Origin of the sequence: Halobacillus amylolyticus (assembly GCF_022921115.1) — a bacterium.
Classification (GTDB): Bacteria; Bacillota; Bacilli; order Bacillales; family Halobacillaceae; genus Halobacillus_A; species Halobacillus_A amylolyticus.
In genome coordinates this window covers 2,035,352-2,058,803 of record NZ_CP095075.1, presented here as the reverse complement: position 1 = coordinate 2,058,803, position 23,452 = coordinate 2,035,352, and the positions used below count along the sequence as shown (strand labels likewise).

At 39.9% G+C, this 23,452-nt stretch carries 25 protein-coding genes, 4 pseudogenes and 1 riboswitch; of the genes and pseudogenes, 13 read left to right on the top strand and 16 right to left on the bottom strand.

Annotated features, from left to right (window positions below; all coding sequences use genetic code 11):
• Positions 1-66: 66 nt before the first annotated feature.
• Positions 67-908, bottom strand: a pseudogene (locus MUO15_RS10625) (manganese catalase family protein).
• Positions 909-1,402: 494 nt separating this feature from the next.
• Here MUO15_RS10625 and MUO15_RS10620 point away from each other — a divergent pair.
• The 3 genes from MUO15_RS10620 to splB all read left to right on the top strand — a co-directional run bounded on the left by MUO15_RS10620 (position 1,403) and on the right by splB (position 3,037).
• Positions 1,403-1,675 carry a spore morphogenesis/germination protein YwcE gene (locus tag MUO15_RS10620; RefSeq protein ID WP_079527979.1) on the top strand — a complete coding sequence of 91 codons (273 nt, stop codon included), beginning with the start codon at positions 1,403-1,405 and terminating at the stop codon, positions 1,673-1,675.
• A gap of 86 nt (positions 1,676-1,761) precedes the next feature.
• Positions 1,762-2,016, top strand: a complete 255-nt coding sequence (locus tag MUO15_RS10615) for a transcriptional regulator SplA domain-containing protein (RefSeq protein ID WP_305853286.1) — start codon at positions 1,762-1,764, stop codon at positions 2,014-2,016.
• Positions 2,009-3,037: a spore photoproduct lyase gene (gene splB, locus MUO15_RS10610; protein WP_245035744.1), complete on the top strand. Its 1,029-nt coding sequence runs from the start codon at positions 2,009-2,011 to the stop codon at positions 3,035-3,037. Before MUO15_RS10615 ends, splB begins: the two co-directional genes overlap by 8 nt.
• Positions 3,038-3,103: 66 nt before the next feature.
• Here the strand turns inward: splB and MUO15_RS10605 are convergent.
• A pseudogene (locus tag MUO15_RS10605) lies at positions 3,104-3,654 on the bottom strand (spore coat protein).
• Between the two features lie 371 nt (positions 3,655-4,025).
• Between MUO15_RS10605 and MUO15_RS10600 the strand changes: the two are divergent.
• From MUO15_RS10600 to MUO15_RS10590, 3 genes are all read left to right on the top strand, one after another.
• The gene (locus MUO15_RS10600) at positions 4,026-4,172 is read left to right on the top strand and encodes a hypothetical protein (protein WP_245035742.1); all 147 of its coding nucleotides are present in this window, start codon (positions 4,026-4,028) and stop codon (positions 4,170-4,172) included.
• 258 nt (positions 4,173-4,430) lie between these two features.
• Entirely contained in the window at positions 4,431-4,616 is a 186-nt protein-coding gene (locus MUO15_RS10595; RefSeq protein ID WP_245035740.1) for an SRPBCC family protein, read from the top strand.
• A gap of 5 nt (positions 4,617-4,621) precedes the next feature.
• Positions 4,622-4,822 carry an SRPBCC family protein gene (locus tag MUO15_RS10590; protein ID WP_245035738.1) on the top strand — a complete coding sequence of 67 codons (201 nt, stop codon included), beginning with the start codon at positions 4,622-4,624 and terminating at the stop codon, positions 4,820-4,822.
• A gap of 119 nt (positions 4,823-4,941) precedes the next feature.
• On the opposite strand, the gene MUO15_RS10585 is transcribed toward MUO15_RS10590, so the two are convergent.
• The 9 genes and pseudogenes from MUO15_RS10585 to MUO15_RS21655 all read right to left on the bottom strand — a co-directional run bounded on the left by MUO15_RS10585 (position 4,942) and on the right by MUO15_RS21655 (position 13,324).
• Entirely contained in the window at positions 4,942-5,349 is a 408-nt protein-coding gene (locus MUO15_RS10585) for a TIGR02328 family protein (RefSeq protein ID WP_245035737.1), read from the bottom strand.
• A 3-nt stretch (positions 5,350-5,352) separates the two neighbouring features.
• A complete protein-coding gene (locus MUO15_RS10580) occupies positions 5,353-6,024 on the bottom strand; it encodes a hypothetical protein (protein WP_245035735.1) in 672 nt (223 codons plus the stop codon).
• A gap of 33 nt (positions 6,025-6,057) precedes the next feature.
• Complete coding sequence (locus MUO15_RS10575) at positions 6,058-7,182, bottom strand: glycosyltransferase family 2 protein (protein WP_245035733.1); 1,125 nt, start codon at positions 7,180-7,182, stop codon at positions 6,058-6,060.
• Between the two features lie 68 nt (positions 7,183-7,250).
• Entirely contained in the window at positions 7,251-8,765 is a 1,515-nt protein-coding gene (locus tag MUO15_RS10570) for a phytoene desaturase family protein (RefSeq protein ID WP_245035731.1), read from the bottom strand.
• A gap of 103 nt (positions 8,766-8,868) precedes the next feature.
• On the bottom strand, positions 8,869-9,342 hold the full coding sequence (locus MUO15_RS10565) for a glycosyl-4,4'-diaponeurosporenoate acyltransferase CrtO family protein (RefSeq protein ID WP_245035729.1): 474 nt from the start codon (positions 9,340-9,342) through the stop codon (positions 8,869-8,871).
• Between the two features lie 57 nt (positions 9,343-9,399).
• On the bottom strand, positions 9,400-10,797 hold the full coding sequence (locus tag MUO15_RS10560; protein WP_245035727.1) for an aldehyde dehydrogenase family protein: 1,398 nt from the start codon (positions 10,795-10,797) through the stop codon (positions 9,400-9,402).
• A pseudogene (locus tag MUO15_RS10555) lies at positions 10,784-12,225 on the bottom strand (phytoene desaturase family protein). The gene MUO15_RS10560 and the pseudogene MUO15_RS10555 overlap by 14 nt, the downstream one beginning before the upstream one ends.
• Positions 12,226-12,271: 46 nt before the next feature.
• Positions 12,272-13,168 (bottom strand): phytoene/squalene synthase family protein, encoded by an 897-nt coding sequence (locus tag MUO15_RS10550; RefSeq protein WP_245035725.1) that lies wholly within the window; start codon positions 13,166-13,168, stop codon positions 12,272-12,274.
• Between the two features lie 21 nt (positions 13,169-13,189).
• Positions 13,190-13,324: a hypothetical protein gene (locus MUO15_RS21655; protein WP_256464180.1), complete on the bottom strand. Its 135-nt coding sequence runs from the start codon at positions 13,322-13,324 to the stop codon at positions 13,190-13,192.
• A 116-nt stretch (positions 13,325-13,440) separates the two neighbouring features.
• Between MUO15_RS21655 and MUO15_RS10545 the strand changes: the two genes are divergently transcribed.
• The 3 genes from MUO15_RS10545 (at position 13,441) to MUO15_RS10535 (ending at position 15,552) form a co-directional block, all read left to right on the top strand.
• Entirely contained in the window at positions 13,441-14,322 is an 882-nt protein-coding gene (locus tag MUO15_RS10545; RefSeq protein WP_245035724.1) for a MerR family transcriptional regulator, read from the top strand.
• Positions 14,323-14,412: 90 nt separating this feature from the next.
• Entirely contained in the window at positions 14,413-14,922 is a 510-nt protein-coding gene (locus tag MUO15_RS10540; protein ID WP_245035722.1) for a YfiT family bacillithiol transferase, read from the top strand.
• Between the two features lie 171 nt (positions 14,923-15,093).
• The gene (locus MUO15_RS10535) at positions 15,094-15,552 is read left to right on the top strand and encodes a GNAT family N-acetyltransferase (RefSeq protein WP_245035720.1); all 459 of its coding nucleotides are present in this window, start codon (positions 15,094-15,096) and stop codon (positions 15,550-15,552) included.
• 551 nt (positions 15,553-16,103) lie between these two features.
• On the opposite strand, the pseudogene MUO15_RS22180 reads toward MUO15_RS10535, so the two are convergent.
• Positions 16,104-16,307, bottom strand: a pseudogene (locus tag MUO15_RS22180) (nuclease-related domain-containing protein); the annotation flags it as partial.
• A 134-nt stretch (positions 16,308-16,441) separates the two neighbouring features.
• Positions 16,442-17,608 (bottom strand): DUF4317 domain-containing protein, encoded by a 1,167-nt coding sequence (locus MUO15_RS10530; protein WP_245035718.1) that lies wholly within the window; start codon positions 17,606-17,608, stop codon positions 16,442-16,444.
• A gap of 693 nt (positions 17,609-18,301) precedes the next feature.
• On the opposite strand from MUO15_RS10530, the gene MUO15_RS10525 reads away from it, so the two are divergent.
• Entirely contained in the window at positions 18,302-19,468 is a 1,167-nt protein-coding gene (locus tag MUO15_RS10525; RefSeq protein WP_245035716.1) for a TraB/GumN family protein, read from the top strand.
• A 106-nt stretch (positions 19,469-19,574) separates the two neighbouring features.
• The gene (locus tag MUO15_RS10520; protein ID WP_245035714.1) at positions 19,575-19,784 is read left to right on the top strand and encodes a hypothetical protein; all 210 of its coding nucleotides are present in this window, start codon (positions 19,575-19,577) and stop codon (positions 19,782-19,784) included.
• 9 nt (positions 19,785-19,793) lie between these two features.
• Here the strand turns inward: MUO15_RS10520 and MUO15_RS21650 are convergent, their stop codons facing one another.
• A complete protein-coding gene (locus tag MUO15_RS21650; RefSeq protein WP_256464189.1) occupies positions 19,794-19,919 on the bottom strand; it encodes a nucleotidyltransferase substrate binding protein in 126 nt (41 codons plus the stop codon).
• A gap of 3 nt (positions 19,920-19,922) precedes the next feature.
• On the opposite strand from MUO15_RS21650, the gene MUO15_RS10510 reads away from it, so the two are divergent.
• Complete coding sequence (locus MUO15_RS10510) at positions 19,923-20,081, top strand: nucleotidyltransferase domain-containing protein (RefSeq protein ID WP_245035712.1); 159 nt, start codon at positions 19,923-19,925, stop codon at positions 20,079-20,081.
• A 428-nt stretch (positions 20,082-20,509) separates the two neighbouring features.
• On the opposite strand, the gene MUO15_RS10505 is transcribed toward MUO15_RS10510, so the two are convergent.
• Together MUO15_RS10505 and MUO15_RS10500 are read right to left on the bottom strand one after the other, a co-directional pair.
• Positions 20,510-20,740: a group-specific protein gene (locus tag MUO15_RS10505; RefSeq protein WP_245035711.1), complete on the bottom strand. Its 231-nt coding sequence runs from the start codon at positions 20,738-20,740 to the stop codon at positions 20,510-20,512.
• Positions 20,741-20,745: 5 nt separating this feature from the next.
• The gene (locus MUO15_RS10500) at positions 20,746-21,555 is read right to left on the bottom strand and encodes an alpha/beta hydrolase family protein (RefSeq protein ID WP_245035709.1); all 810 of its coding nucleotides are present in this window, start codon (positions 21,553-21,555) and stop codon (positions 20,746-20,748) included.
• A 295-nt stretch (positions 21,556-21,850) separates the two neighbouring features.
• Positions 21,851-21,961: riboswitch (SAM riboswitch) on the top strand.
• A gap of 93 nt (positions 21,962-22,054) precedes the next feature.
• On the opposite strand from MUO15_RS10500, the gene MUO15_RS10495 reads away from it, so the two are divergent.
• Entirely contained in the window at positions 22,055-23,443 is a 1,389-nt protein-coding gene (locus MUO15_RS10495; RefSeq protein WP_245035707.1) for an LLM class flavin-dependent oxidoreductase, read from the top strand.
• The last annotated feature ends 9 nt before the right edge of the window (positions 23,444-23,452 follow it).

The window sequence follows — 23,452 nt, the reverse complement described above, 5'->3', positions numbered from 1 at the left end:
AGTTCGTAATGATCTTTAAATCAATATCATACTGCAGAAATTTGGGATGTCTTTTTCACTTGTCCCTTAGTAGGAAGGTGGAGTATCGTAAACGTCTTTTGGAGCAGGAGATAACTTGGCTTTATTTCCATAAGGCACAGGTTAAGGCACGTAATTAAATGAGCCCCTCCATCTGGCGCAACCCCTTGTGCCCAAGGTCCAGCAGCATCTTCTTGACCTCTGGATGTGTTGTAAAAATCATACGATACAGCCTGTAATTCCTTTTCACGTGGAAAGGTTGTAGGAACAACAACATCCTGAGCTTGCTGTTCAAGTTCATTAATGGCTTCTATCCATTGGTTTTGATGCGCTGTATCACGAGCTAAAAGAAAGCTTAATGTATCTTTGACTAATGGATCATCTGAAATAGTATAAAGGCGACTACTTGAAGGCGTCCTTGTGACTCAGCATTTAGGTTAGCCCTGAAATCCGCCAAGAGGTTGCACTTGAAATGATATAATCTGCTGTCCAACGATTACCATCACTGTCAGATGGCATCGTTCCAAGCCCTGACAAGGTAGCATGTTGCGGGTTCATCCCTCCAAGAACAGCCGCTATCGCTGGGGCAGTTTTATAGGCGTTCTCCTGTGCTTCCAGTGCTTCTAGAGAAGTACCGTCTAATAAGCGAGCGGTTAACGTGGAAAGGATCTCCACATGAGCAATTTCCTCCGTCCCAATGTCCAAAAGTAGGTCGCGATATTTTAATTACTTCGAACATTAACCCTTGCATGAGGCATTGCATCATAACCGATATTTCTCCCCACTGCCCTCCCAAAACTTCCTGTAGTTTTGGCATACTCAGGATCAGGGCGAGAAACTTTGGCTCCACATTGAATTCTTTTACATGATAAACATTTAAACCCTCCTATACAAAGTACATCAGTAGGGTATGCAAAAAATGATATGGGTGTATATCAGAAGTTTAAGTTCCCATTCTCTAACCAAGATCGGCCGAGATTAGTTGGCTATTGGAATTCTCAAGTACTACTTAACCCACGAGTCGATTACCCTTCCACAGCTTTCTCACTCAAAATTTTTATTATTTCGGCAACTTTTGTAGCATGCTCCTTTTTCCTGTTAGATCTTTTACAACGTAGCTTTAATACTTTGGCCCTCGGTATGTTTAATCAAATGTGTTCGCAGGCATTGATTTTCACATATTACCTAAGTATTTGATTCATTTCTTTAATTACTTTTTTCGTAAGCATGAATATTCTTTCTAATCTCTTATGTTTTCCTTGTCTGAAAGATCCTAAGGTACACCCGAAAAAATACACTCTTTCGTTTATAAGCTAAACCTCAATGTGTCCGTTTTATAATAGAAATACGCCTATAAGGGGACACTCTTAAAGAGGTGGTTTCGATGGATATCGTGCTTATTTTTCTGTTATTGGCAACAGTGGCTCCTTTCATGTTTATGAACCTGAAGAGAATGACACTTGCTGTTGCTCAAACCATTCTGCTTGTGGGCATGTGGGTTTACTATTTTCAGGCGTTATTCGTTGAGGCACCTGCAGTACTCTCGATCCCATGGTTAACGTTCTACCTGGGGCTTATCCTTTCAGAAGTGGCCTGGGTTATGATGATCATTCATATAGTCCACTCAACTGCAGAATATCATAAAAATTATCAATGAATACAGAAGCCTCTTCTTTTTTACTTCGAAAGAGGAGGCTTTCTATCATCCCTATAACGAAAAACTGAAAAAGGTTAGGTGGAATTATGGATATACACGAAACGTTTAACGCTGGAGAAATTGTTTATGTCATTATTCGAAATCCTCATGCCCAAAACGTGGCGAATGTACAAGAAGCAGCAGTTGTTCAAAACCCAGAAAACCCTGGGGAGCTATCCTTATTTGTATACGAAACATATTATCCTTTAACAGATGAAGTGGCTGTTTATAAGACAGAAGATCATGCTGAGCAAGCCTACAGGGAAGCTTTTGGAGCTGAAGGGGAGGGCTTTTATGGTTAAGCCTTTCGTACCTCAGCTTGTTTACGTAGAGCCTCGGGCACTAGAGTATGCAAAGGGCAGGGAACTTATTAAGAAGTTTGAAGGTATGGGCATCGAAATTAGACGTACCACTTCCCACAATCAGATTAGGAATTTACCTGGGGAGAACGATTTTCAAAAATATCGTGTTGCCAAGTCTACCCTCGTCGTCGGTGTCCGCAAAACGTTAAAATTTGATACTTCGAAGCCTTCTGCAGAATATGCGATCCCTTTTGCAACAGGGTGTATGGGCCACTGTCATTATTGTTATTTACAAACGACGATGGGAAGCAAGCCATATATACGGACATATGTAAATACGGATGAGATTTTTGCTGCAGCAGAGGAATACATGAAAGAACGGGCGCCGGAGCCCACGCGTTTTGAAGCTTCATGTACATCAGATATTGTAGGAGTAGATCATCTAACCCATACATTGAAAGATGCGATTGAGTATTTTGGGAAGTCTGAATATGGAAAGCTTCGTTTCGTGACCAAATTCGAACATGTTGACCATTTACTTGATGCGAAGCACAATGGTCGAACACGGTTTCGTTTTAGTATTAATGATGATTATGTTATCAAGTATTTTGAACCTGGAACGTCAAAGCTCAAGGACAGAATAAAAGCTGCTGTAAAGATAGCTGAAGCAGGTTATCCTTTGGGATTCATCGTTGCGCCCATTTACCTGCATGAAGGGTGGAAGGATGGATATGAGGAAATGTTTAAACATTTAAAGAAGGCTCTCCCTTCTCACGCCGTAAGGGATTTAACTTTTGAACTCATTCAGCATCGTTTTACTAAACCAGCTAAGCGTGTAATTGAAAAAAACTATCCCATGAGTAAGCTCGAACTTGAGGAGTCTAAAAGAAAGTGGAAGTGGGGCCGATATGGGATTGGAAAATACGTTTATCAGAATGAGGAGCAGGAAGATATGAAAGATACACTAGGTGGATATATTGATAAGTATTTTCCTTATGCAAGGTTAGAGTATTTCACGTAAAGACTCAAATTAAATTTTTAGGAAAATAATGCCCGACATCTTTAAAGGTGCCGGGATTGTTTTCTGCTATTGCATGGGAACTGGGGTGAAAAGTCCGGCCATATCCTGAATGCTTTCTTGAGGTGCTGGCGATAATGGATAGTATCCCTTTCGAACCATATACTGCCATGTTTCATAGGCATGACGGTTACTATTCATAAATGCTTTCTCTAAAAAATGGCGTAAATCAGGGTTTGCACACTCAACGGCAGCCGAGGCATAGTTTTTTGCAGATCCTTTTTGGTTTAGTAGATAAGCTGTAGCCATCTCTCTGTTATTATGAGTTTGTAATGCTGTTCTTGGTTGACCTGGCTGAAGAGGTACGGTTCCCGTTGTAAAGTTAGGGAGGTTTCTCATTTGTTGATCCGGCTGGAATTTGTCAACGTTTGGTGTTTGGTCACTTTGTATTCAACCTTTAAGTTATAATCTTCCACGTGTAAAGGAAATGGACGTGTAAGCATATCTTTTAACTCTGGATCCTGCGCTTTTTGAATAAAACCCGCCATACAACCTATGGTGTTGTAGCAGCCCATAGTTAATTCTGCTAAGTCGTGTAATTCGTGTAAAGCTAATTGCATAATACTTATCCTAGATGGATATTAAAATACAAGCTTATTTTGCACAACGTATAAGAGTAAATACTTATTTTTCCAATAAAGTTTAATTCAGTAGGCACTATGATCGAACAGAATGTATATGTTGTTGTGTATGGATTTTAGAGTTCATGAATTGTTTAGCCAAATATTAACGTAATGGAGATTTAACAACAAGTGCTTCAGGCTGAATTGGCGCTACTCTCCCTACCATAATTAACAATCTTTCCATGCCACAGGAGATGAATAATTTGGCTTAGCGATAAACAAAATAAGAAACAAGTGGTTGAGCATTCAACGTTAACTGTGGTTCTAAGCAGGGAAGAAGAATCTGACCTAAAGATAGGAGGGTTTATATGGCCAAGAACAGACGAAAAAAGTTTGAAACGAATGTAAATGAACTATATCAGCCTTCCTCTAAATATTATGAAAAAGAAGAACAACAAAGGTTAAATACCACTGAAGATAAAGTTATGAGGGACGACTTTACCAATAAAAAGTAAACAGCATTTGGTTAAAAGAAGTCAACCTGAAAAATGGTTGGCTTCTTTTACGATAGAAAAATAAGGAGGTTACTTTTGCCTTGGGACCTTCACTAAGTACATATGTATGGGGCCTTGTTAAAAGTGTTTTCCTTACAACGGAAGTTAAAAGAATTAAGACTTTGTAAACATGCCTTTTTCAGTTAACAGCCTAACTATGATTAACTTTTATTTCGAAGTGGAAAACCTTATAAGAGGTGAGAGCAATTGAGAATATATATGATGGAAACAACACAGCAACTTTCCATTACGGCAAGTGAGGCATGGTCGTTTTTTTCAAATGCAGGAAATCTATCAAGTATCACACCCCCTTGGATGAAGTTTGAAGTTACTGGACACCTTCCTGAGCACATGTATCCTGGGATGCTTGCGACTTATCGTTTAAAGCCCTTACTTGGAGTTTAAGTTGGGTGACGGAGATCACTCACATGGTGGAGGGCAAGTACTTTGTTGATGAACAACGTTTTGGTCCATACCGGTTTTGGTATCATCAACATCATTTTAAAAAACTTGAAAAGGGCGTAGAAATGACGGATATTGTTCATTATGCATTTCCTTATGCCATTCTTGGACGGTTAGTACACCGGGTAAATGTCGAAGAAGCTGAATGAAAATCTTCAGGTATAGGCGTAAGAAGCTTGAGGAATTGTTTAAACAGTGATCATAAACTCTTCTGGAAAATAAGCAGTCCAACATCGCGGTATCGCAAACGATGTTGGATTGTGTTTCGTTAAGGGGTTTTTGTTTTATTTAGGTTCAGTTGTATCCCTTTATCTTTGAGGTTTGAAAGACATTCGTCCAGATAAGTTTGTTCATGCTCCGGGTAAATCGTTAGTTCGGAACCAGGTGCAGATGAATTGAAAACACCAAGTTGGTCATTGCTATAGGGGTTACATTGTTTGCCGCGGTAAAACATATCATACCAAAGGGGGTCACAATTGTACCCTCTGTTCCTCATTTCTTCCATGACTTTCATATGATACAAATAAAGGTAATAGGGACTGTATTTAAAAACGTAATTCACCGTTGAATGTCCTTTTCCCCAACCTTTTCCTCTGAGCGCACAGCATTCGCGGTGTTGCCCGAGGAGCTGCTGTCTAGGTAAGTAGGGGATGAGTGTCTCATGCCATAATCGCATACGTTAACCTCCTTTAATAGGTTTATGAACTTTTCGTTGAAAGTAAGCCGTGCCAAGCAAAGAGCTTATTAGTATCAGTTCAAAGAAGTTTGTAATGGCACCACTATCTACTGGCAGCTGGATAGCACTTCCTACGATCATCAAAAGCGAACCAATGAAAAACCATATCCATTCTTGTCGGCGCCAAATGATCAGGGAAGAGACTAGCAGCACTACTGAAACAATCAGTACCATGATGGGCGGACCACTTGAAGGTTCGTTGCTACTGTAGCTTAAAACTCCGTATTCTATACTTGCTTCTATATTGAGGCCAATTACTACAGTAAATAACTCCATTAATATAAGCGAAGCTGTTAAAAGTAAAGCAAAAATCCTTACCCAGTTTTTACTCGCCCACTGAACCTCTGCTTGTTCAAGCGTTTTCCAAGCATACAGGACTAGGAGTGGTGTGAAAAAAGCATGTATCCAAAACCTAGCGAGGTTTAAACCTTCTAAGAGAGGACCTTTTCCTATAAAGCGGCCAGTTGAAATAATCCCGTTTTCATAGATAAGACCAACGATAACAGGCAGTAATAGTAATGTACTGAGAACTTTATAATTTCTAAGCACTTTTATTGCTAGCACTAAAAGGATTGTATAAGCAATTGTAAGAAAGGTGAAAAGAACAGTGTCCATATTGCTTCCCTCCTAACCGAATACCACGTCCTTTTAGACATTTATTTTGCGATCCTTCCATTTTACAGAATGTAGGATATTTACTCGGAATAAGGAATATAAATAAATTCCTGTGAAAAATAAAAACAAAACCGGATGGAAAGGGAAAATAAACCACCTGAAATCACCGCACCTTCGGGCAAACCATGCAGTTTGAAAAGCATAAAGAATATACAATAGGCCACTGAAAATTATGGCGGTAGGGTTTAGGGCAGTAATGGAAGAGAACAGTGCTCCTGTAATGATAAAACTTCCGGAAATCCAGATGATGGTCATCAACATAACGACTGGATGTGTAGACTTTGAACCCACAGCAAAGCTTTTACACCAGCCTTCGACAAGGCTTTTTAATCCTTCCGGGTACATGCGGAAAGATATGACTCCTTTGCCGCCTAAGCAATAAACCGGAAGATTTTTGTCGAGAAATGCCTGTCCCAATGCCAGGTCATCCATAATTGCTCCTTGGATCTTTTTATGGCCACCCGACAAAAAGTAATCGTCTCTGTTACATAAAATGCACGGGCCGAATGAGCCAGCGGTTGTAAACCGGTATCTCCAAAATGTAAATGTATTCATTCCCACAACGACAATAATATTAAATATTGCGGAGAAATTTTCATACAAGCGATGAACTGTATGAAATGGCTGTAATGATACAATACCCTTGGCTCCTTTTTGCTGGTAGTAAAGCAGCAAATGTTTCATGCTGTCCGCATTGGTGAAATAAGTGTCTGCATCTAAAAACAAGAGCCATTTCCCTTTTGCGTGCTTAGCCCCGTACCAGCATGCCAATGATTTTCCGGCTCCCGATTCCAAATCATTTGTTTTATTTTGTATAACCTTTGTACCATAAGCTTTCGCGACAGCGGCTGTATTGTCAGAGGAATTATCGTCCACAACCAAAATCTCAAATGATTGGAATTTTTGTTCCTGCAATGATTGCAATAATGGTGCGATCCGGCTGCTTTCATTTCTGGCAGGAATAATGATGGATAGAAACGGAAGACTGGCATGATCACTGGAGGAGAAATCTGGAACTGGCAAAGACCAGAACATCAGAATGGCAATCAAAACGGCAAGCAAACCGATAACAAGATTAACTACCTCTACAGCTGTCATTTAATATACCTCCTTCATCATAGCCGCGATACGCTGAATAATAATTTCCCTTCCTTGTTGGCATTCCTTTAGCCAAATAAAATACCTTGGTCGTCTTTTATGAGTTCCTGTGTGGTGATCTTGGCGGACAATAGCACAATGGGAACACCAGCACCTGGATGTGTGCTGCTTCCGGTGAAATACAGGTTGTCACAATGCGTCGCCTTACTTTGCGGACGCATGTGGTTACTTTGAGAAAGGGTTGGCTGTAAACCAAAACTGGCACCATTATAGGCATTGAATTTTGATTCAAAGTCCAGTGGTGTTATGCAAGTTTCGGTCACAATCTCATGATCAATATTTTCAAAACCCTTTATTTTCTTAAGTTCGTTTAAAATGTAGCTGCGGTAATATTGAATCGTTTCCTGATTCCATTCATAATTCGCAGAAGCTACATTGGAGACAGGCATAAGGATATACAATCCGTCTTTTCCCTCGGGTGCCAGGGAAGGATCCATTTTCGATGCTATATACACATAAAAAGAGGCATTCGTCAGTTTCTTTCCATCAAAAATATCCTGCAAATTTTGATCCAGCTTTTCATTGAAAATAAAATTGTGAACACGCTCAACTTCTTCATATTTCCTATCCATGCCCAGATATAATAGAAAGCAAGAACAGGAGTATTTCATGCGGTCAATCTTTCGGTCTGTATATTTCCCTTTGGCCGACGGGTCCTTGACGAGGTTTTTCATGGCATATGGAAAATCTGCATTGCAGACTACTAAATCTGCAGGAGCTTTCTGATCATCTACCATAATGCCGGTCGCTTTATGATTTTCAACACATATTTCCTGGACATTCTTGTTATAGTAAACCGTTCCCCCAAGTTCTTTAAAAAGTCTTTCCATAGCTAATGCCATTGTGTACATACCGCCTTTAATAAACCATACCCCATATAAAAATTGAATCATGGGAATCATCGTATAAAAAGACGGGCTTTTTATGGGAGAAATTCCTATGTACAACGTTTGAAAACTAATTAACTGCTTCAGTCGCTCGTTCTTTATATATTTACCGATAAATTGATCCGCAGTGTCGAATGTTTTCAGCTTCATGGCCTTCTTCAACATGGGCAGGTTGTAAAAGTCAGTTTGTTTTCGAAACGGTCTTTGGAGGATATCATGCTTTGCAACGATAAAGCGTTTGTAAATTTCATGCAGATATTTAAAAAATCCCTCGGTATCTTCTTCACTGATGGATTCAATCGTCTTCGTTAATTCGGTAAGGTCTGAAGAGATATCAAAAGGATTGTCGGGCATATCACTGAAGTAAGCCCGGTAAATCGGGTCCAATTTTTCCATGGGAATATAATCGTCAGGATTGCGGCCGCACAGTTCAAATATTTCCCGATACAATTCTGGCATCATGACGATACTTGGTCCCAAATCAAATTTGTAGCCATCTATTTCAATTTGATTCATCTTTCCTCCAGGCTTTGACTCTTTTTCATATAGTTCTACCTGGTAGCCGGCGTGCTGCAGTCTTATGGCACTGGCAAGACCTGCAACACCCGCACCAACAACTATGACCTTCTTTCTCATCTAACTTCCCTCATTTCCAACTTATTTGTTCATTTGCGGTGAATTTGGTTACGGATAAAAATACTGCTCTATACCCCAAGGTAACCCCGTTGTTCAGGAGAACTCATGCTGTGATCGCAGCAATACGTCCGCGATTGTAGCGCTGAACAATAATAATGGGCAGGTTGAATAAAAAGGCATATAAGATCATCACCCAGCCCGCCCATAACGGGTTCCATAAGAAAAACAACGGAGCGGGCAGAATGGAGAGCCAATGTGTCAACTCCGCGCGTTTTGTTTCCGCAGCAAAAATTTTTAAGTCATTTAATCGGGTGCCATGCAATCCCTTTTTACTGTACCCTTTTTTAAGAAAAATCGTGCCATCTATAAGAAAACCTTTCCATGTTTTCACCCGAAATAATCGTTGCCACAACTCTCCTGATTTTTCCCAAGAGAAAACTTGAAACAAGAGGCGATCTTTCAGAAAGAATGCTAAAGGCAGTCGCATACAAATCGCAGAAATGAACAGATGAAAAAATGTCCATGCAATAATATCAATGAAAATAATCCAAATGACGGGCAATGAAACAATCGGCATGGCAATTCTCCTAAATCAACTCTTTATTTCCTTTCCCTGTCACAACGAGTGCAATGTTTACAACAGCCACTTTCTAAACTTCTTTACTATATTCATATTTCTATCCGTATACGGCGGGAATTTGTCTTGAACATGCATGTAATGGTGTGCTTTATAATCTGTCTTGTCATAACTGAAGGCTAAAAAACCCGCTTTGCCATGGTAGGCGCCGTATCCGCTTCGCCCAACACCGCCAAAAGCGACATGAGGACTTGCGGCGTGATGGATCACTTGATTGACACTGGTCGTTGGTGATTGCATGTGTTGCTTGAATAAACGGATATGATGCTTGTTTTTACTAAAGATATACCCCGTAAGAGCATCACGTTGAATAATCTGCTTTGATAATAATGTAGTAAAGTCTGTATATGGGATGACAGGAAGGACCGGCCCAAAAATCTCTTCCTGCAGAATGGAACTTCCTGGCTTCATGTCTGTAACCACTGTTGGTTCAATGAACAAATCACCTTCATCATATGCACCACCATGCCATACATCGCCTTGTTCCATGAAATGAACCACTTTTTGAAAATGGGCATCGTTACAAATCCTCCCATAATCATTGCTGGCCTCAGCTTGGTCTCCATAGAAAGTTGAAAGCGTCGCAGAAATTTCAGATAATGTTTGTTCATAAATAGATTCATGGACAAAAAGTGTGTCCGGCGCAATACAGGTTTGCCCCGCGTTAAGAAATTTACCCCAGACGATTTCCTGGATTGCCGCTTTTGAAAAGCCTGTCTCATCTATGATACAGGGATTTTTTCCGCCGAGTTCCAGTATCACCGGTGTGAGTTGATGGGCGGCCTGCTGTGCTACGGCTTTTCCTGTCTGCTGGCTGCCTGTAAAAAAAATCAGATCAAAAGGTGAGGAAGTCAAGAACTTGGCGGTATGTGCATCCCCAGTAACTACCACCAGCTGTTCGGGAGAAAAAACTTGATTGATCGTCTTTTCCAGCAGTTCACTTGTTGCCGGTGCATGTTCCGATGGTTTGATCACACAGCGGTTTCCGCCCGCTATCGCACTGATAGCAGGCATGAGTGCGAGCTGGAGCGGATAATTCCACGAGCTGATGATCAATACACTGCCGTATGGGTTCCTCATCTTTTGGATCGCTTCCACGTATCCGAATTTTATATGACGGGAGCGGACGGGTCGGGCCCATTTTTCTAAATACTTGCATACATAATCAATTTCATTCAATAAGACTGCGATTTCAAAAGAAAAAGCTTCGAATGCCGGTCTTCGCATATCTGAATAGAGAGCTTGAATAAATGCTGCTTCATGTTCTATAAGAATGGTTTTTAGTTGCAAAAGCTTTTTCTTTCGAAGGTCTACCGAAGGAATGGCGCTGGTACGTAAGTCCTCTCGCTGCCTTTCTAGTAATACCTTTAAACTTGAACCGTCATTGTCTGCCATGGTGCGTATCCCTCTCAGCAATTTTATCTCCTACCTGCTGACCGCTTAATGTAACCATTGGCATTCCTCCCCCCGGGTTTACAGTTCCACCGACAAAATACAGATTGTTATAGCGTTCACTCTGCTTCGGATGCTTAAAGCCTTTATTTTTCTTTCGATCTGATAATGTCCCGTAAATGGAACCGTGGTCAGAACCATAGACACGTTTAATATCTTCTGGTGTCCATATATCCTTCGTCACAATGTTATCCCGTAAATCATCCAGCCCCATTTTTTCCAATTTGATGAGTACGCGCTCTGCGAATTGATCATATTCTTGCTGGGTTAAAGGTTTATCCTTGATATAGGGGATGTGGGGTAGTACTTTTAAATTCTCATATCCTGCAGGTGCCTGTGCCGGATCTGTTTTATTAACATTCACCAAATAAATAACTGGATCATCGGGCAGTTGGTGACGATGGAATATTTTATCCATTTGCTTCTTCATATTTTTTGCGAAGAAGAAATTGTGATGGTTGAGCTGTGGATAACTTTTTTTCACTCCCAAATGCATAACAAGGCCGGAACTGGAGGGCTCGAATTTCTTTTTTAATTTTTTTACATAACGCTTATTTTCCTGGAGTAATTGCTCATAAGCTGGTATGACTTCCATATTAGCAATATAATAATCTGCGGTTCGTACTGTCCCATCTTCCAAAAGAGCGCCGGTAACTTCGCCTTTCTTTTTTTCAAGTCGGACAATTTTCTTTCCTGTATGAAATGTAACACCGATTTCTTCAGCCAGCTGTACCAGGCCTTTGGCGAGTAAATGCATCCCCCGGGCACATACCATACGCCCTGGGCATGCTGCATGTAAATCATCATATTCAATACGGCTGGTGCATCGTAAGGGGAAGAACCAACGTATTTAATAAAATAGGAGAGCATGTCTCTCAATTGCTTATTACTTATTCGTTTATCAATGGCCTGATGCACTGTGGAAAATAAATCAAAGTTCCTCAAAGCACTTAGCGCACCTGAATATTGGATGATTCCTTTCGTGTTATCAACACCATGCTGAAAGTAAGTTTTCTCAGTCATATCATAAAGTTTTTTTGAATATGTAAGTAGTTTTCGATACTGACGCATATCCTTTTTTTTCAGGGTTGGGTTCTTCGCTTGCATCTCTTCTAAATCTTGATATAAATCAATTACATTGCCATTAGGGAAAAAGGAGCGCCATTGATGATCCAGCTTTTCAAGCGGGACATAGTCCTCCATTTTTTTCCCACTGGCGGTAAAGAATTTTTCAAAGACCTTCGGCATCGTAAGAATGGATGGACCAAGGTCAAAACCGAAACCATCCTGCTCCAGCCGGTTTAATTTTCCCCCTATGTGATCGTTTTTTTCATATAGAGAGACATCATATCCCTTTTGGGCTAGTGAAATGGCAGCAGAAAGGCCTCCGAGTCCGCCTCCGACGATCAGTACACTTTTATTTTTCAACATTTAACACACTACCTTTCTGCAAATCTAGGGCAGCAGCTGATAGCAGCTTTAATTCTGCCATTTTATCTTTGCTAACAAAGTTCCGTTTGGATAAACACTGGTAGTCATTTTTTCGCACAGCATCTAGTATTCCTCTGTATACTTGGGCAGATAAGTAAACGGGTAGACGGCTGTCAGCGTCGAAATGGCTAATGTTGAGTAAGAAATTACTATATAGAGATTCAGCACGTACCGCCATTTTTTCCCATAGATTTATGAAGTTTACATTGATGATACCTTTATGTAAATCATTTTGTGTATATTGAAAATGGCTTAATTCATCCTTTGGAAGGTAGATACGGTTTTTCTCATGAAGATCTTCTCCAATATCACGCAGGATATTCGTTATTTGCATGGCGACGCCAAGATCTGTTGCTGATGAATGCAGATCAGCAGAAGATTCCGAAGCAATGACAGGCAGAAGCATCAAACCGACAGAACCAGCTACGTAATAACTGTATGTTTCCAGTTCTTGCATTGTTTTCGGGATATTAAAATCTACATCCATGGATTGTCCCGTTAACTGGTCGTTAAAAGGCTTGATATCCATATCATACTTATTAAACACATGTCTGAGTGCGCGCCATAGTGGTTTATCCAATTCCGCATGATCCTCGAATAAATCCAGCTCTTTTTTTAATTGTTTTAGTGCCTGACGCTTTTCCATGGGTGACTGATTGCCATCTACACAATCGTCTGCGGTTCTGCAAAAGGCATATATTGCATATACGGCATTTGCTTTTTCAGTGGGGAGTTTTGAAAAAGCATAATAAAAGCTTTTGGAATGTCTTTTTATTATCTTTTCACAATAATAAAAGTCCGCTCGCCTTTGCTTGGTGTCCATAACGATCTCCTCCTGAACGATTTATACATAGTCGAATGGCTTGGAATAACTCCATATTTCCGCTGCTCGTTTAATATCTATTTTATCCCAGGATGATGAGCCATAAACCTTAAAACGTTTGGCTGCTACTGATAGGATGAATTCAACCAACATCATTGTGGTAATATTACCCCTTTGTTGGTAGAAATTTTGTTATTAAGAAACATTATACAATACTATTTATACTTGTACAATGTTATACTATTGTTAGAATACAATTTTAGAGGGCGGATATGATGGAGGAATTACAAAGGCGATATTATTATATTAAAGAAGTTGCTGGATTGACGGGTCTTTCCGAGCAGCTTATTCGTAAATGGGAAAATCGATATCACGTTATACAACCGCAAAGGTTAGACAACGGGTATCGTCTTTATACATTTGAAGATCTTTCAACTTTAAAAGAATTAAAAGCATTGAGGGATCAGGGGAAATCCATGAAGCAAGCTATTCATAGTGTCGTAGCCGAAAAAAACTCAACCTATACATTGAGATCAGTGGAGAAGAGTCCTAATGTTAAGAAGATGATTGAGAAAGGAACCATATACGATGAAAAAGGATTGGAGTCTTTGTTGCAGCAATCTCATCATCAATATGGTCTTGATTTATTTTTACAAAACACTGTACAACCTTTTCTTGAGGAAATTGGTGTGTTGTGGGAGAACGGTGAGTGGGATGAAAGCCAGGAAACAGTATCCAGCCTGGTCGTTAAAGATTTTCTCACGCAATTAAGCCGAAACTTCAAACATAACTTGAAAGCACCACACGCTCTTGGTTTTTGCCTGCCTGGTGAATTGCACGAAATCCCTCTGCAAATATTATTACTTCAATTGCAGGTGAAGGGATGGCGAACAACAAGAGTTGGAGCCTCCCCTAAATTGTCATCAATTGAAAGGCTTATTGAACATATGCGGCCTCAGAAGGTATTGTTTTCAGCATCAACCGGGATTCCTTTTCAACAGAATGAAAACCTGTTGGAACAGCTTGATCAACTGGCAGAGAGACATGCGTCCACTTCTTTTTATATTGGAGGAAGGGGCGTATATAACTATAAGTCAATAATGAAACCAAAACACATGGATATTTCATTTACAATCGAGGACATTATTTCGTAATCCATTAGCCGAACAAGCCTAAGAGATATAAAGAGGATTATGAAATAATAAATAAGTAAAAAATCACAAATAGGGAGAAGGGGATTGAAAATGGATGTAAGGTTTCCAATTGGAGAATTACAAGTTCCTAAAAAAGTAACATTAGAGAATATTCAGGAATGGCTAAAGGAAATCGAAACTTACACGATTCGATTAAGAGAAACTGTTGATTCCTTGAGTGATGAGGAATTAAGCCGAATATATCGTGATGGTAGCTGGACAATTCGTCAACTTGTTCATCACATTGCAGATTCTCAGTTGAACATGTATCAAAGATTGAAGCTGGCATTAACAGATGAGAATCCAACAGTACCAGCTTTTGATCAAGAAAAGTGGGCTATTCAACCGGATACAAAGCTTCCTATAGAAAGCTCAATTAAAATGCTAGAAGGTATAAATGAGCGGATCGTATCTTTAGGATATAGTTTAACTGAAGAGCAATTAAATCGAACTTTTACTCACCAGGAAAACGGTAAAATAACAGTTGCAACAAAAGTTGCAAAATTAGCTTGGCACGAAGAGCACCACTTAGCCCATATAAAAATCGCATTAAGAAAATAATACAACATGTATGGAATTGGCTTATCGAAGTTCGATAAGCCAATTCTTTAAAATAAGGAAGATTTAAAGAAATTTTATTTAACTAAAACATAACCGTTATTCCATTATAGGATCAGGTTAATTTAATAAGGATTTCTATCTTTTTTTAAAAATAGAAGGGGAGAAAGAAAAATGACGGTGAGATTAGAGCAAATGAGTTCAGAGGAATTTCAACAATATTTAAGTTTTGCAATTAAACACTTTGCAGACGAACAAATTAAGTCCGGTAATTGGGAGCCGCAAGAGGCAATTAGCAAGGCCACACAAGAATATGAAAAGTTGTTGCCCAAAGGACAGAATACGGAAAACAACAATCTATTTACAATTCGTGATGGAAGCAAAGAAGTTGGTATGATTTGGCTCGCGCAAATAACAAATGAAAAAGGGTTTATTTATGGCATTAACATTTGGGAAGGAAACCAAGATAAAGGTTATGGCAAACAAGCTATGCAAGAAATTGAAGTCTTAGCCAAGAAAATCGGATTGAAAAGTATAGGACTTCACGTCTTTGCTCACAACAAAATAGCACGAGGTTTATATGAAAAGTTAGGATATATAGAAAAAAATATTAAAATGGAAAAAACTTTATAAGTCATAAAGCTATTTCAACAAACTAGGGCGCAAATCTGGAATAATGATTGCGCTCTTTCTTTGTTAAAGGGTCATTTTCTGGAATAACGTATTTTGTAAATGATCGGTATTTGAAATAATTGGAATTAAACAGCAGTAATCCTATTTGTTGAACAGAAAGGAGGAAGATTTTTGAAAGTATATAATTATTGCAACTGGAACATTGATTACAGCTTTTTACCATTTTTTTAATGATAGTATCGACCTGTCGATGAATATAATTTCCTCATTTCTAGTTTTAATGTTTTTACTAAACGGGATAGAAAACGTTAAAGAAAAAGATAGAGACACGAAAGTTGGTTATGAATACATATTTACATCACCGGTCCTATTATTTTTTAACCGTTGTGCGTTGCGACTATTGGTTTTAATTATGGTATGCGGGTTTGCTACAACTGCGAAAGAGTCAATAGGAACGGAAGGAAAGTTAAATTGATCCAACCAACGTGAGAGTTGGATGGTCTGGTGTCCAACTTGTAAAAAAGGATCATGGAAAATATCCTTTTTGCCATTCAGTTCACGGAAAAGTTGACTGTGTTCGAAGTCGAATATGAGTTTTGCTTTGATGTTTTCACTTCAAGGATGAGGATGAATTCGGAGCAGAGGATGGGGGCGTCGATCTGAAAATGCTGGATGCCATCAAATAGACGCAGGTCCTGAATAATGTGGTAGCGCTCTCGGGGAAGGTGTTGAAGGTAATAATCTGCGGTAGTGTCTCCGAAGTGGCCGGCTGTCTGCTTTAAAAACTGCTTCGTATGGAATGCCGATTCTTATGAAAAAAGAGGACACTTTTTGTGTGGAGGGACTAACCCCGAATTAGTCAGTTTAGCCCCCTCTAGAAAACATTCCTTCACTCTCCAAAAGCTTCCGGAAGCATCTTAAACCCGTCAACCTCCGCATCCTCTTCCACCTCAATCATAATACAACGTTTGCCCTTATAGTTGACTTGCCTCACGTATTGCAGGTCCTGGGGGCTGATTGCGATGTTGGCTATTTTCGTGTTGATTTTGATCGATTTTGATTTGTATTTGGGGACGATGTTGCTTGCTTTAAGCTCGTATGTTTCGTCGTCGGTGACTCTTTGGAAAGCGGTTTTAACTTTTTCGCTATCGACTTTTTCACCACTCTGGTTTAACACACGCTCCACGTCCTTATAGTCGAGCTTTGGTGCTGTATCCTCTTCATTTTCTTCAATGGTACGGTTGATTTCTCCATAGACAGAAGCGAGGGTGGAGGGGTTGACCTGGTCTCCTACGACATCCTTGATTACTTCCTCAAACACCGCTTTGTCTTCCTTCGCTGTCATAATCTCTTCTCCGTTTAAAACGTCTTCAATAAAGCGATAGTCAGGCTCATTGGCTTTGCCTGCAGCATAGAGAATGTGGTTCACATCGGAAGTACCATCAGTGATGCCGGGAAATAGAAATCCTGTCATCGGGTTCTTGAGATCAATGACCGGGTCGACCTCAATCTTGTACTTGAACTCTTTCTCGACATAGTCGAATTTTATTTCTTTTTTAGGCTCTTGTGTTTGGTTGGCGCTGCAAAGAATAAAGGGATTCGAATAAACGGCGTCCCGCCCACTTTCCTCAGCTTCTTCATTACTGCGTTTCATTGGTTTCATGTATTCGGCGCGGATGAAGGTGATGACGACATCCTTTTCATACGGATGGCCGTTGATCATTTTTTCTGTCATCTTCAGCATTTGTTCCTTCCAGTCCTCGACTTCGTTGCTTAGCAGCCCTTTATGTAAAGTGAGCTGACTGTGATTTTCAGCATCGCGCTTGAATTTTAATTCGAATAATTTTTCATCCAACTGCCCTGTCAGTAACTTTTTAAAATTATTCATAAAAAGCTCCTGCTGATCTCGATCGAGCATTTCAAACGGCTGACTCTGGTGATGGTAAATGTCCGTCGTTTCTTTCATGATATATACGTTAAAAATGTCAGTAATCTTTAATAAGTCGTTGTCCACTTTTAGTTGTTTGCGGATGCCGGCTATGTCTTTTTTATTCATCGATCGTTCACTCCTAAGCTGGTCTGGTATGATCCTTTGGTCTATGATTCTTTTATTTTAACATATGCTTCACATCATTACGGGGCGTTCGTTTAGGAGATATTGGTCCCCGGTTTTTTGATACACCTAATTTTTTTAGTAAGAAAATTACAATGATAAATTAATCTACAATTTGTTCAAAGGTGATATTAGATATCCCAGTTTCACTATGTATATAATCCTTCAATCTTGCTTGTGGATTAGCTTTTTTGAAACGGCAATCAAAAACCACAGAATTATGAGCAACTGCATTTCGAAGATCTTTAATAAGAAAAATTATATCCTCTATAATTCTTCCTTTTTGATTATGAGAGGTAGTATGTACATTTAAATCCTTTGCAATTTCAATCCTTGTGTTTTGGATTTAGACATTGTAAGAAAAAACCGAATTCACCCATATTTATTACCTCAAAAATAGCCCAAGTGGTATAGGTTTATTACTGTGAAAGAAATGCTGTATTACTGCCTTTTGTTCTGAGTAGTTATAACTGATTGCCTGGTTGATTTTGTTTCTTAATTCTAACCTTTTTTTCATCTTTTCTCTGTACTCAGTGTGTACGAATCTTATTTTTATATTTTTATTTAATATTGTATAATGGAAAAGATTATCATAGGTTTTTAGAGTGAAGACAGTTATAAAAAGGAAGATAATTGATGTCAGAAGATAATATCACAAGAATACAATTAGATGATAAAGAACTCATACTTATCGGTACTGCTCACGTCTCGAAACACAGCGCGGAGCAAGTAAAAGAAGTCATCGAAGCAGAACAGCCGGATTCTGTTTGCGTAGAGCTCGACGAACAGCGCTATCAATCGATCGTGGATGGAAATCGCTGGAGAGATATGGACATATTTAAGGTGATTAAAGAAAAGAAGTCTACCTTACTGTTAATGAACCTTGCCATTTCTTCCTTTCAGAATCGTATGGCCAAGCAATTTGGCATTAAGCCAGGTCAGGAAATGATTCAGGGGATTGAATCAGCTAAGGAAGCGGGGGCTGAACTTGTTTTAGCTGACCGGAATATTCAAATCACTTTTTCTCGAATTTGGCGTGGACTTGGGCTGAAGGGCAAGGCTGTTCTTCTAACCCAGGTGATCGCTAGTATCTTCAGCAAGGAGAGTATTTCCGAAGAGGAACTAGAAAAAATGAAGAAGCAGGATACGATCAATTCAGTTTTGAATGAATTTACGGAGTCCTTTCCAAAGCTAAAGAGGCCTCTCATTGATGAACGTGATCAATATTTAGCTCAAAAAATCAAGGAGGCGCCTGGAAAAAAGGTTGTGGCTGTACTGGGGGCTGCACACGTTCCAGGTATTAAAGAAGAAATAAAGAAAGAACATGATTTAGCGCAATTGACTAAGCTTCCGCCTAAGTCCAGGGCACCTAAAATCATCGCCTGGACGATACCAATTCTGTTAATCGCTATTATTGCTTACACCTTTAATGCAGATCCGTCTGCTGGACTCCAACAAACCATCAGTTGGGTGTTATGGAATGGGACGTTATCAGCTATTGGAACGGCAATCGCTTTGGGGCACCCGCTCGCGATTCTTACTGCCTTTGTAGCAGCACCGTTGACCTCCTTAGATCCGATCACTGCTTCAGGTTGGTTTGCGGGTTTTGTCCAAGCCTATTTTGTCCGGCCAAATGTAGGTGATTTTGAAAAAATTACGGAAGATGTTTACAGTGTGAAAGGATTTTGGAGTAATAAAGTAACCCGTATCCTGTTAGTGGTTGTTTTAGCAAACTTGGGAAGTACATTAGGAACAGTTATTGGTGGGGCAGATGTCATTCGATTATTCATTGAAAACTTGTAAAATAGTTGCTTGATTTCGCGGACTGATCTGGTATTTCCAGATCAGTCCCTTATAATAAATAAAATGATCATTCATCAGCCAATCCCTGAAAGAGGAGGATAAATCGATGGAGAACCTAGAACGAAGAATTAACCAAAGTATGGTGAATCTTGAACAGGCTCTTACAAGATTAGAAAAAGCCTTATCTAAAGATCAAAGTAATAGTCTCATTGTTGATGGAACTCCCCATCGGTTTAAAATTACTATATACTGGAAAACACTCCGGAGGTTACTGTGGCTGAAGGTATTGAAACAAGAACTCCCAAAGAAACTTTAAAGAGTGCTTTTAGTCGTTAATGTTCGCCAATATACTATTTGCCACTTCCTCATTGTACGTATGGGGAATCTCGTTACGGTCTTTCAGCATTTGCAGCCATGCCTGTTCATCTTTTAGCCAACCAGCCTGATGTATAGATTGATTCCTATAAAACTAGCGAAACAAATCATTACTATTGCAGAAAAGTTTCTAGTAATAGAAAAGATCGTTTTGTTCGGTTCAAGAGCTTATGGAGATCATCAGGAAGACTCTGATATTGATCTCGCGATTATAGCACCGGGTTATGGTACAGCTTGATTGGCTGAAATTTTCGTGCAAGATAGAAGAAAAATTGGATAATCTGTTGAAGTTTGACCTCATTAGATGAAGGGGCTTCAGTTAGTCTACGAGAAGAAATAAACAAATGTTACCAAATTATTTATGATCAGAGTCCGGTATCTAAGCCTCCGTCATAATAACGTAAGATTGAGGTTCAAATAAAGATGGGTCAAATGTGCAAAAAAAGGCTATTTCGTGCAATTAATCGGAATTATGTGCAATTAATCAAAATTTCGTGCAATTATCCAAGATTATGTGCAATTACTGATTAAGGAGGTTTTGACGTCCGCGATTTGGTTCAATGGAAGAGAACTATTTGGGCCGGGTGCTAATATGGAGGCCGCAGTAAAATGAGGGACCTCTCCCTTCGCTTAACAGCAGAGGAACAAGGCCCCTTCAGTCCCTAGTTAACTAGCTATCATTTTTTCGATCGCTTCATTTCTTTCCTTTTGTTCACTTTCAGACGAAAGGTCATACTTTTTTAAAAGATGGAATAGATCATTTAGTGTTTCCTGGGGAAGTTCTCTTTGCAAAAAAACACGTGTCCCGTCAGCTAAATGATTCGGTAAAAATTCTTTCTGACTCTCAAGTTTGTTCACGACATCTCCAATTGAATGATCGATATTACATTTCCCCATCTAGATCACCTTCCTATATTTAGTAGAAGTGTTTTGACTTCTTCACGAATCTCCGTCCATGCCTGTGTATAGGTATCTGTTAACATAAAATGCTCGGCTTCCGGTAATTCAACTAATTTTACAAGATCGCCAAATTCCTGTGCTTGACGATGGTAGTGGTTACTAATACCAATAGGGACGTTTACATCGAGCGCCCCATGAACCAACACTTGTGGTACTCCTAAAGGGAGCAGTTCTATAGGGGATGCCTGTTGGTAACGTTCTGGATGATCTTCAGGAGTACTTTGAAGCAAATCGGCTGTAGGATTATTAGGCTCCATGGAAAAGGTTTGGTCCCTGAAGTGGTGGACACCATACATCATCTCTAAATCATTAACCCCTGCTAAACTAATAGCACCGGAAATAGGGAGAGGGCTGCTAGTTATATTGAGTTCACCATCCTTAGGAAGGTGATGACGCGCAGCAAGCCATAACGCCAAATGCCCTCCAGCAGAGTGGCCGATTGTAATTACCTGATTCAAATCTAACGGGTATGTTTCGGCAAGGGAGGCAAGATAATCACACGCCTTAGCTGCATCTGTCAGCGTTCCTGGCCAGGCGCCGCCTGCTTGTCCTACCCGACGATATTCAATATTCCAGGTGGCGAGCCCATGGGCAGTCAAATCTTCAGCCGCGTCTGTCATAAGATCAAGTCCGAACGATTCTTTCCAAAAGCCGCCGTGAATAACTATAGCCACGGGGTAAGGACCTCCATTTTCAGGAAGCCGCAATTCACCATATTGACTTTCATCTGTGCCATAAAATATTTTTTCCATGTCTTCACCCCATTGTCAAAAGTAGGTTCATTAATTGATTATCTCATACTTTGTGTTTATCTATCATTAACGATTTTAGTATATGGTCAACAATGCTGCATATTTTCTGAAGAACTTAAATAAACTCGAAGGAGGCACATGTTTTTTTCAAACTATCTATAAAATGGGTGGCGAAGTCAAAATCTAAATCCAAATCCAAATCCAAATCCTTATTAATCCACTATGGTTAATTAGTTATTGACAAGAAAACCATTTCCATGATAAATTATTGTAAACTAAATAATCGAAAAATTTCTTCTTATCAAGAGAGGTGGAGGGACTGACCCTACGAAGCCTCGGCAACCAGTTTGTATGATAAACCCGGTGCTAAATTCAGAGGAATGCAGCAACATTCCGAAGATGAGAAGAGAGATTCAGGCCCTATATACATATATTGTCCCTTCTCTCTTCTTAGAGTGAAGGGATTTTTTATTGTAATCAGATCTTAGGAGGAATAACAATGGGAAAACGAATCTATTTAAATGCTTTTGACATGAATACGGTGGGACACCAATCTCCGGGGCTTTGGAGCCATCCGGAAGATCAGTCTGAAAGATATCGTGATCTGGATTACTGGGTGGAACTAGCTAGATTATTAGAAAAGGGAAAGTTTGACGGAATATTCTTGGCTGATGTACTGGGATTCTATGATGTTCACAATGGCAGTAAAAATGCAGCTGTTGAGCAAGCTGTTCAAGCGCCTGCTAATGATCCTTTGCTATTAATTTCTGCTATGGCTAATGCGACAGAGCATTTAGGGTTTGGCTTAACGTATTCTCTGACATACGAACAGCCTTATATGCTGGCGAGAAGATTTTCGACACTTGATCATCTTACAAAAGGCAGAATTGCTTGGAATATTGTTTCCTCTTATTTAGAGAGTGCAGCGAAAAACTTTGGTCTAGAGGGGCAAATTCCACATGACAAGCGATATGACATTGCGGATGAGTTTTTAGATGTTACTTATAAATTGTGGGAAGGCAGCTGGGAAGATGACGCGGTAGTGCGTGATAAAGAACGAAAGGTATACACGGACCCTTCAAAGGTTCATGACATTAATCATGAGGGGGAATTTTTTAAGGTGCCTGGTGCGCATCTGTGTGAGCCTTCACCACAGCGCACCCCCGTACTATATCAAGCGGGTGCTTCTCCTCGTGGACGAGAATTCGCTGCCAAGCATGCCGAGTGTGTTTTTACTGCAGGACCCACAGCGAACATCGTGAAGAAAGGTGTGGCAGACTTACGTGAAAGGACAAAAAATCATGGGCGTAATCCAGAAGATGTGATTGTTTATACTGTATTCACACCAATTGTCGGGAAAACGGAGGAGGAAGCACAGAAAAAGTATGAAGAAATCAAAAGTTATGTAAGCTATGAAGGAGCTTTGGCACTTCTAAGTGGATGGACGGGAATTGATTTTTCTGGATATGATCCAGACCAGACGCTTGAGTATATCGAAAGTAATGCGATCCAATCAGCAGTGGAAGTGTTTACTAAAGCAGATCCGAATCATAAATGGACGGTTCGGGAACTGGCCACTTTTGTCGGAATCGGAGGGAGAGGCCCGGTGGCTGTCGGATCACCTGAACAAATCGCTGATCAATTAGAGTATTGGGTGGAAGAGACTGGAGTAGATGGATTCAATTTAGCCTACACATTGGCCCCGGGAAGTTTTGAAGATTTCGTTGAACTTGTGATTCCGATCTTGCAGGAGCGTGGTCTTGTGCAAACAGATTATGAAGAAGGAACGTACCGAGAGAAATTATATGGTAAAGGACAGAACCATTTGAAGGAGAGTCACCCAGGCTTTGCTTATAAGAACCTTTATCAACAGGTAAAAGGAGTGTAAATATGTTTA

What these genes read in the sequence shown, in the direction of transcription:
- MUO15_RS10620 (WP_079527979.1), top strand. Translation starts at nt 1,403, where the DNA reads ATGGATATCGTGCTTATTTTTCTGTTATTGGCAACAGTGGCTCCTTTC.
- MUO15_RS10615 (WP_305853286.1), top strand. Translation starts at nt 1,762, where the DNA reads ATGGATATACACGAAACGTTTAACGCTGGAGAAATTGTTTATGTCATT.
- splB (WP_245035744.1), top strand. Translation starts at nt 2,009, where the DNA reads ATGGTTAAGCCTTTCGTACCTCAGCTTGTTTACGTAGAGCCTCGGGCA.
- MUO15_RS10600 (WP_245035742.1), top strand. Translation starts at nt 4,026, where the DNA reads ATGGCCAAGAACAGACGAAAAAAGTTTGAAACGAATGTAAATGAACTA.
- MUO15_RS10595 (WP_245035740.1), top strand. Translation starts at nt 4,431, where the DNA reads ATGATGGAAACAACACAGCAACTTTCCATTACGGCAAGTGAGGCATGG.
- MUO15_RS10585 (WP_245035737.1), bottom strand. Translation starts at nt 5,349, where the DNA reads ATGCGATTATGGCATGAGACACTCATCCCCTACTTACCTAGACAGCAG.
- MUO15_RS10580 (WP_245035735.1), bottom strand. Translation starts at nt 6,024, where the DNA reads ATGGACACTGTTCTTTTCACCTTTCTTACAATTGCTTATACAATCCTT.
- MUO15_RS10575 (WP_245035733.1), bottom strand. Translation starts at nt 7,182, where the DNA reads ATGACAGCTGTAGAGGTAGTTAATCTTGTTATCGGTTTGCTTGCCGTT.
- MUO15_RS10570 (WP_245035731.1), bottom strand. Translation starts at nt 8,765, where the DNA reads ATGAGAAAGAAGGTCATAGTTGTTGGTGCGGGTGTTGCAGGTCTTGCC.
- MUO15_RS10565 (WP_245035729.1), bottom strand. Translation starts at nt 9,342, where the DNA reads ATGCCGATTGTTTCATTGCCCGTCATTTGGATTATTTTCATTGATATT.
- MUO15_RS10560 (WP_245035727.1), bottom strand. Translation starts at nt 10,797, where the DNA reads ATGGCAGACAATGACGGTTCAAGTTTAAAGGTATTACTAGAAAGGCAG.
- MUO15_RS10550 (WP_245035725.1), bottom strand. Translation starts at nt 13,168, where the DNA reads ATGGACACCAAGCAAAGGCGAGCGGACTTTTATTATTGTGAAAAGATA.
- MUO15_RS21655 (WP_256464180.1), bottom strand. Translation starts at nt 13,324, where the DNA reads ATGATGTTGGTTGAATTCATCCTATCAGTAGCAGCCAAACGTTTTAAG.
- MUO15_RS10545 (WP_245035724.1), top strand. Translation starts at nt 13,441, where the DNA reads ATGATGGAGGAATTACAAAGGCGATATTATTATATTAAAGAAGTTGCT.
- MUO15_RS10540 (WP_245035722.1), top strand. Translation starts at nt 14,413, where the DNA reads ATGGATGTAAGGTTTCCAATTGGAGAATTACAAGTTCCTAAAAAAGTA.
- MUO15_RS10535 (WP_245035720.1), top strand. Translation starts at nt 15,094, where the DNA reads ATGACGGTGAGATTAGAGCAAATGAGTTCAGAGGAATTTCAACAATAT.
- MUO15_RS10530 (WP_245035718.1), bottom strand. Translation starts at nt 17,608, where the DNA reads ATGAATAAAAAAGACATAGCCGGCATCCGCAAACAACTAAAAGTGGAC.
- MUO15_RS10525 (WP_245035716.1), top strand. Translation starts at nt 18,302, where the DNA reads ATGTCAGAAGATAATATCACAAGAATACAATTAGATGATAAAGAACTC.
- MUO15_RS10520 (WP_245035714.1), top strand. Translation starts at nt 19,575, where the DNA reads ATGGAGAACCTAGAACGAAGAATTAACCAAAGTATGGTGAATCTTGAA.
- MUO15_RS10505 (WP_245035711.1), bottom strand. Translation starts at nt 20,740, where the DNA reads ATGGGGAAATGTAATATCGATCATTCAATTGGAGATGTCGTGAACAAA.
- MUO15_RS10500 (WP_245035709.1), bottom strand. Translation starts at nt 21,555, where the DNA reads ATGGAAAAAATATTTTATGGCACAGATGAAAGTCAATATGGTGAATTG.
- MUO15_RS10495 (WP_245035707.1), top strand. Translation starts at nt 22,055, where the DNA reads ATGGGAAAACGAATCTATTTAAATGCTTTTGACATGAATACGGTGGGA.